The sequence below is a fragment of the uncultured Corynebacterium sp. genome (assembly GCF_937999985.1).
Classification (GTDB): Bacteria; Actinomycetota; Actinomycetes; order Mycobacteriales; family Mycobacteriaceae; genus Corynebacterium.
Window position 1 is genome coordinate 1 of sequence record NZ_CALLDG010000002.1, and the last position, 6,657, is coordinate 6,657.

Below are 6,657 nucleotides of genomic sequence, written 5' to 3' on the forward strand. Positions count from 1 at the left end.
CCACCAGAGCCTGCTCCTCTGCCTGGAGTGCGTTGAACTGGCTCAGATCCCCCTGAATGCTGTGCAGCTCTGCACAGGCCGTACCCTGGGGCAGCAATCCGCGCGGAATGGTCGACTGCTGCGCGCCGAAAGTCTCCACGATCGCCAGCTTCCCTGGCGCCGTTGCGAGCGTTCCGTTGTGCCTCATGCTGTCACCTCCTCGACGAGTACTGGGTAGGGCCACAAATTCTTCTCCAAGCGGGGCGGAAGGCTGACCTTCCTCTCCCTCGGGTAACCGAGTGAGACTTCCGCGTGCGTTACATTGCCGAGCGAAAATTCTACCGGAATGTGCAAATGGCCATAAATCACTGCACGCGCCCGGTAGCGCTCTGGCCACTCCTGTGTGTGCCGCGTTCCCGACCACAGGCCGATCTCCTGGTGCCGGACGTTAGCCATTGCCTCCCGCGCCAGCGGCCAGTGATTCACCAAAATGGTCGGCCCTTCCACAGACGCCAGCCGGCGCACGGAGTAGCGCAGCCGCTCACGGCACCACAGAATCACGTCCTCATACGGCGCAATCGCCAGGTCGTCCATCAACACGATGCCCTTGTCGCGGGCTGCCGCCAGCGCTGCAGTGGGCGTCATAGAAGGGTCGCGCCACGAGTGATCGTAAAGAGTAAACAGCGGCACCACGGTGTGCCCCGCGAACATCGGGAAGGGATCCTCCGGGGTGAGCACGCCGAGGCGCTGGGCGACCGCGATGACGGCGTCGTACTTCGCGCGCCCGTGGGTGGTATCGCTGGTGCGGCTATAAAGCTCGTGGTTACCGGGCGCGTAGATGACCTGGGCGAAGCGGCTCTGCAGCAGCCCCAGGGTGCGCTCGATGGTGGGCAGGTCCTCTGCAATGTCCCCGGCGACGATGAGCCAGTCGCCCGCGTTAGCAGGTCGGACGTGTTCGCGAACCAGATCCAGGTTGCCGGGGGCGCGCACGTGGAGGTCGCTGACGGCCCACAGAGTTCGGGTCATCGGGGCGCTCCCCCTCTCTGAATCAGATCACAACGATTAACAAGCTTAACACTAGCTAACCCACTTATCACCGGCGAAGCGCCAAGTCACGAAGGCCAGGCGGATCAGGATGAAGCTAAACAGACCCCACCAGATACCGACCAAACCCCAGCCGAAGATCCAGGAAAGCCACACCAGCGGAATGAACCCGGCCAGCACAGAGACGATGGTGGCGGTGCGCAGGAAGGCCGCATCCGCCGCTCCGAGCAGCACTCCATCCAAGGCGAAAACAACACCCCCGGCCAACACCAGGAGCACCAATAGCCACCACGGCCCGCCGATCGTGGCCAGCACGTCAGCATCCGTCGTGAAGACGCGCGGGATGAAGTGGGCCCCCGCAGCCAGCCCGGCAGCCAGCACCAGGCTGGCGCCGACGGAGAAGCGCAGCACGGAGACTCCGACCTTGCGTGCCGTTGCGGCCGAACCAGCGCCCAAGGCCGCGCCCACCAGCGCCTGGGCTGCAATGGCCACGGAATCCAGCACCAACGTCAGGAAATTCCAGAGCTGCAGCAGCACCTGGTGGGCAGCCAGCGGAGCCGGCCCCATGCGACCGGCCACCACTGCCGCAGAAATGAAGGCCACCTGGAAACTCAGGCTGCGCAGGATCAGGTCCCGCCCCATCACCAGTTGCGACTTAATCACCGGCCAGTTCGGAGCCAGGGACTTGCCGTCCCCCTCCGCACGCCAGTACACGACCAGCGCCCCCAGGAAACAGGTGGCGATGATGACCTCCCCCAGCACGTTGGCATATGCCGAGCCCACCAGCCCGTAGCGCCTGACCGCCAGCGGGACTATCACCGCCATCGGAATCACCCCGGCGAGTGTGAACCATAGTGGCAGCTTCGTGTTGGACATTCCCCGCAGCCAACCATTGCCCGCCATGGTGCACAGCGCCGGGATGATCGACGCGCACGTCACTCGCATCCACTTCGTGGCCTCGGAGACGACGGTGGCGTCACTAGAAAAGAAGCCCATGATCGCCGGGGCGAAGGCGAAAACAACGGCGGCCAACAGCGCGCCCACGGCCAGGGCAACCCACGTCGCCTGCACACCCTCGTAGATCGCATCGGAACGGCGGCCGGCGCCATAGTGACGCGCGGCGCGGGCGGTCGTGCCATAGGAAAGGAACGTCAGTTGGGTGGTGACGGTACCCAACACCGTCGCGCCCGCAGCCAGTGCGGCCAGATCAGCCGCACCCAGGCGGCCAACGACCGCCGTGTCCAGCAACAGATACAACGGCGTGGCCGCCAATACAACGAGAGCCGGCCAGGCCAGCCCCAAGATAGTGCGGGCATCGGCCTGGCCGGTAGAAGCGTGAGCAGTCACTACGACTTGTACGGATCCTCATCGCCCGCTGGGCGGGCGCCCGCGGACTGCGCACGCAGAGCCTCGTCCTGGGCCTTCGCCCGGGCCAGCAGCTCCTCGAAGTGCGCGGAAGCCTCCGGAACCGTGTCCAAGCTAAAGCTCAAGGTCGGGGTGAAACGCACGCTCAGCTGATCGCCGACGATCTTGCGCAACTGCCCCGTAGCCTTAGCCAGCGCTGCCTCCGCTGCGTCCGTATCCGGCTCCGCGTCCACGGTCTTACCTCGCACGGTGTAAAACACCGTCGCGTCATGGAGGTCGCCGGTTACGCGCGCGTCCGTGATCGTCACGAACTCCAGGCGCGGGTCCTTAATCTGCCGCTCGATGGCCGTGGCAACAATCTGCTGAATGCGCTTAGCCATGCGCGCAGCACGCGCGTGATCAACCATTAACCTCTCCTTTATAACACCTTGGGCACTAGACAGTTTAGGTGCGCGGCTTTTAGGTGCGCGGCACCTCAACCAGCTCGAATACCTCGATGATGTCGTCGACCTGAATGTCAGGGTACGACAGCACCATACCGCACTCGTAACCTGCGGAGACCTCGGTGACGTCGTCCTTCTCGCGGCGCAGCGACTCGATAGTGGCCTTCTCCGCCACGACGTTGCCGTCGCGCACCAGGCGCGCCTGAGCGTTACGGCGCACCTTGCCGGTCTCCACCATGCAACCTGCAATAAGGCCGACGGAGGAAGCCTTGAAGATCTGGCGGATCTCCGCGGTACCGATCTCCTTCTCCTCGTAGATCGGCTTCAGCATGCCCTTCAGCGCTGCCTCTACCTCCTCGATCGCCTTGTAGATGATCGAGTAGTAGCGGATATCCACGCCCTCGGCGTTGGCCACCTCGGTGGCCTTGCCTTCGGCGCGGACGTTGAAGCCGATGATCACTGCGTCAGAGGCGGCTGCAAGGTTGACGTTGGTCTCCGTCACAGCACCGACACCGCGGTCGATGATGTTCAGATCCACCTCGTCGTCGACCTCAATCTTCAGCAGCGCGTCTTCCAGGGCCTCGACCGTACCGGCGTTGTCGCCCTTCAGGATCAGGTTCAGGGTGTTGGTTTCCTTCAACACCGCATCCAGATCCTCCAGGGAGACGCGCTTGCGGCTGCGTGCTGCCAGCGCGTTACGACGGCGGGCGTCGCGGCGGTCCGCGATCTGGCGGGCGGTGCGGTCCTCGTCGACAACCAGCAGGTTATCGCCAGCACCGGACACACTAGTCAGGCCGAGAACCTGAACCGGGCGGGACGGGCCGGCTTCCTTGACGTCGTTGCCGTGCTCGTCGATCATGCGGCGCACGCGACCGTAGGCGTCGCCGACGACGATAGAGTCGCCGATGCGCAGGGTACCGCGCTGGACGATGATCGTGGCAACCGGGCCGCGGCCGCGGTCGAGGTGCGCCTCAATGGCGACACCCTGTGCGTCCATATCCGGGTTAGCGCGCAGATCCAGCGATGCATCGGCCGTCAGCAGGACGGATTCCAGCAGCTGGTCGATGTTGGTGCCCTGCTTTGCAGAGATGTCCACGAACATCGTCTCGCCGCCGTACTCCTCCGGGATGAGGCCGTACTCGGTCAGCTGGCCACGGATCTTGTCCGGCTGGGCGCCTTCCTTATCGATCTTGTTTACCGCGACCACGACCGGAATGTCGGCGGCCTTGGCGTGGTTGATAGCCTCCACGGTCTGCGGCATCACGCCGTCGTCCGCGGCGACCACCAGGATCGCAATATCGGTGGACTTGGCACCACGGGCACGCATGGCGGTGAACGCCTCGTGACCCGGGGTATCCAGGAAGGTGACCAGGCGGTCCTCGCCCTCCATGTTCACGGAGACCTGGTAGGCACCGATGTGCTGGGTGATGCCACCGGCCTCGCCGGAACCGACGTTGGCCTTACGGATCGTATCCAGCAGGCGGGTCTTACCGTGGTCAACGTGACCCATGACGGTAACCACCGGCGGGCGCTGGGCCAGGTCTTCGTCCTCGCCTTCGTCCTCACCAAACTGCAGGTCGAAGGATTCCAGCAGCTCGCGGTCCTCGTCCTCCGGGGAGACGACCTCGACCTTGTAATCCATTTCCTCGCCAAGCAGCATCAGGGTTTCGTCGGAGACCGACTGGGTAGCGGTCACCATCTCGCCCAGGTTGAACAGTGCCTGGACCAGTGCTGCCGCATCCGCCTGGATCTTCTCGGCGAAGTCCATCAGGGATGCACCACGAGCGAGGCGAATCTTCGCGCCCTTGCCGTTAGGCAGCTTCACGCCGCCAACGACGCTCGGCGCCTGCATTGCCTCGTACTCGTTGCGCTTCTGACGCTTCGACTTGCGCCCCTTACGCGGTGCGCCACCCGGACGGCCGAATGCACCTGCGGTGCCGCCGCGACGCCCACCGCGTCCACCGCGCGGGCCTCCCGGACCACCGGGGCCACCTGGGCCGCCGGGACCACCGTGGCGTCCACCGCGACCACGGCCACCGCCGAAGTTGTCGGACTTCGACGGCATCTGGGCCGGGTTCGGGTGGCTCGGCATCATTGCCGGCGACGGACGGCGGCCGCCGCCCTGCTTAGCGCCTGGCTTCGGACCGGACTTCTTGGCTCCACCCGGGCGGCTACCCGGACGCGGCATGTCGCCCGGGCCTGCCTGCCCACCGCGCGGACGCGGTGCGGGGCGCTCGGCCGGAGTTCCGGAGGAAAACGGGTTGTTTGCCACACGCGGGGCGCGACCGCCCGGCTTCGGCCCCGGCTTTGCACCGGGCTTCGAACCCGGCTTTGCACTGCCCGGCTTCGGACCTGGCTTGGGCCCTGGCTTGGCACCCGGCTTCGGGCCCGGCTTGACACCGGGCTTAGGTGCTGGCTTCTCGCCAGGCTTCACGGAGGAGGTGGGCTTAGTGCCAGCGCCCGCAACCGGGTTGGTGTTCTTCACTGGCTGCGGACCCGGCTTGGGTCCAGGCTTCGGCCCCGGCTTGGCGGCGGCCTTCGGAGCTGCCTTAGCAGCAGGCTTCGGCCCCGGCGTCGTTGCGGGCTTCGGGGTAACTGCACCCTCCTTGGCAGACTCTTCGCCCACCCCGTAGTGCTTCTTCATCTTCTTCACGACGGGCGGCTGCACCGTCGAAGAAGCGGTCTTAACGAACTCACCTTGTTCCTTCAGGGTGGCGAGCAACTCCTTGCTCGTCACTCCGAGTTCCTTGGCCAACTCGTGTACGCGTAGCTTTCCGGCCACTACTCTCCTTCATGTTTGCGGAGCCGTAGTGCGCTCTAGCGTGCAGGTGCGCCTGCAGCCGGGCTACTTACGACTCCCGTACTTGTAGATACTCATCGCTGATGCTGCTTCATCGCGTGCTCATCAGGGCTGATTGTTCTTCATGTCGACGTAACTTCCTCGTCTTTACTTGTCACTGTCACTGGCAGTGTGACGATGTATTCACGTACAGGGTCTGCATCCACGTTGGCGGATACCCTCAACGCACGGCCGAAGGCCCTGCGTTTCACGGCGATTTCCCATGCCTCCACTGTGGGGGTGATCCATGCGCCTCGCCCGGGAAGTTTCCGACCCGGATCGGGGACAACCTGGAGTTCATCCTCGGCTCCTTCCGCGCTTTTCTGCACAACGCAACGCAACAGCTGATCTATTCCCATCACCTGCTTCGTTGCAATGCACGTCCTCACCGGAAGGTGCTTGCTTGTGGGACACTCATGGAATACCACCAGTCCAGTGTATCGCGCCGGCCCCCGAAACAGTTAACTGGGCGTGTCCTCCGCTGCGGCGTCCGTCTCCGAGCGAATATCGATCTTCCACCCGGTCAGGCGCGCGGCCAGACGGGCATTCTGCCCCTCGCGGCCAATGGCGAGGCTCAGCTGATAGTCCGGCACGACGGCGCGGGCGATCTGCATCTCCGGGTCGGTCACCTTCACGCTGACGACCTTTGAGGGCGACAGCGCATTGCCGACGAAAGTAGCCGGGTCCTCGGAGTAGTCGATAATGTCGATCTTCTCCCCGCCCAGCTCCTGCATGATGTTGGACACTCGCTGGCCGCGCGGACCAATGCAGGCGCCCTTGGCGTTCAGCCCCTTGACGGTCGAGCGCACGGCGATCTTGGTGCGGTGCCCCGCCTCGCGGGCCACGGAGACGATCTCGACGGAACCGTCGGCAACCTCCGGAACCTCCAGGGCGAACAGTCCCTTAACTAGCTCCGGATGCGTGCGGGAGAGGTTGATCTGCACCATGCGGTTGGCGTTGTTGATCACGTCCGTAACGAAGGTCTTC

5 protein-coding genes and 2 pseudogenes are annotated in these 6,657 nt (G+C 64.6%); all 7 read right to left on the reverse strand.

Annotated features, from left to right (window positions below):
- A pseudogene (locus Q0331_RS00085) lies at positions 1 to 187 on the reverse strand (4'-phosphopantetheinyl transferase); the annotation flags it as partial.
- A complete protein-coding gene (locus Q0331_RS00090) occupies positions 184 to 1,005 on the reverse strand; it encodes a metallophosphoesterase (protein ID WP_298073769.1) in 822 nt (273 codons plus the stop codon). The gene Q0331_RS00090 and the pseudogene Q0331_RS00085, both read right to left, overlap by 4 nt.
- A 51-nt stretch (positions 1,006 to 1,056) precedes the next feature.
- Positions 1,057 to 2,370, reverse strand: a complete 1,314-nt coding sequence (locus Q0331_RS00095) for an MATE family efflux transporter (RefSeq protein ID WP_298073770.1) — start codon at positions 2,368 to 2,370, stop codon at positions 1,057 to 1,059.
- A complete protein-coding gene (gene rbfA / locus Q0331_RS00100) occupies positions 2,370 to 2,795 on the reverse strand; it encodes a 30S ribosome-binding factor RbfA (protein WP_034986324.1) in 426 nt (141 codons plus the stop codon). The genes Q0331_RS00095 and rbfA overlap by 1 nt, the downstream gene beginning before the upstream one ends.
- A 52-nt stretch (positions 2,796 to 2,847) precedes the next feature.
- Positions 2,848 to 5,613, reverse strand: a complete 2,766-nt coding sequence (gene infB / locus Q0331_RS00105; RefSeq protein WP_298073772.1) for a translation initiation factor IF-2 — start codon at positions 5,611 to 5,613, stop codon at positions 2,848 to 2,850.
- 140 nt (positions 5,614 to 5,753) lie between these two features.
- Positions 5,754 to 6,098 (reverse strand): YlxR family protein, encoded by a 345-nt coding sequence (locus tag Q0331_RS00110; protein WP_298073774.1) that lies wholly within the window; start codon positions 6,096 to 6,098, stop codon positions 5,754 to 5,756.
- Positions 6,099 to 6,131: 33 nt separating this feature from the next.
- Positions 6,132 to 6,657: pseudogene (locus Q0331_RS00115) on the reverse strand (transcription elongation factor NusA); the annotation flags it as partial.

Coding starts and splice junctions, on each gene's coding strand:
- rbfA (WP_034986324.1), bottom strand. CDS start 2,795: ATGGTTGATCACGCGCGTGCTGCGCGCATGGCTAAGCGCATTCAGCAG.
- Q0331_RS00090 (WP_298073769.1), bottom strand. CDS start 1,005: ATGACCCGAACTCTGTGGGCCGTCAGCGACCTCCACGTGCGCGCCCCC.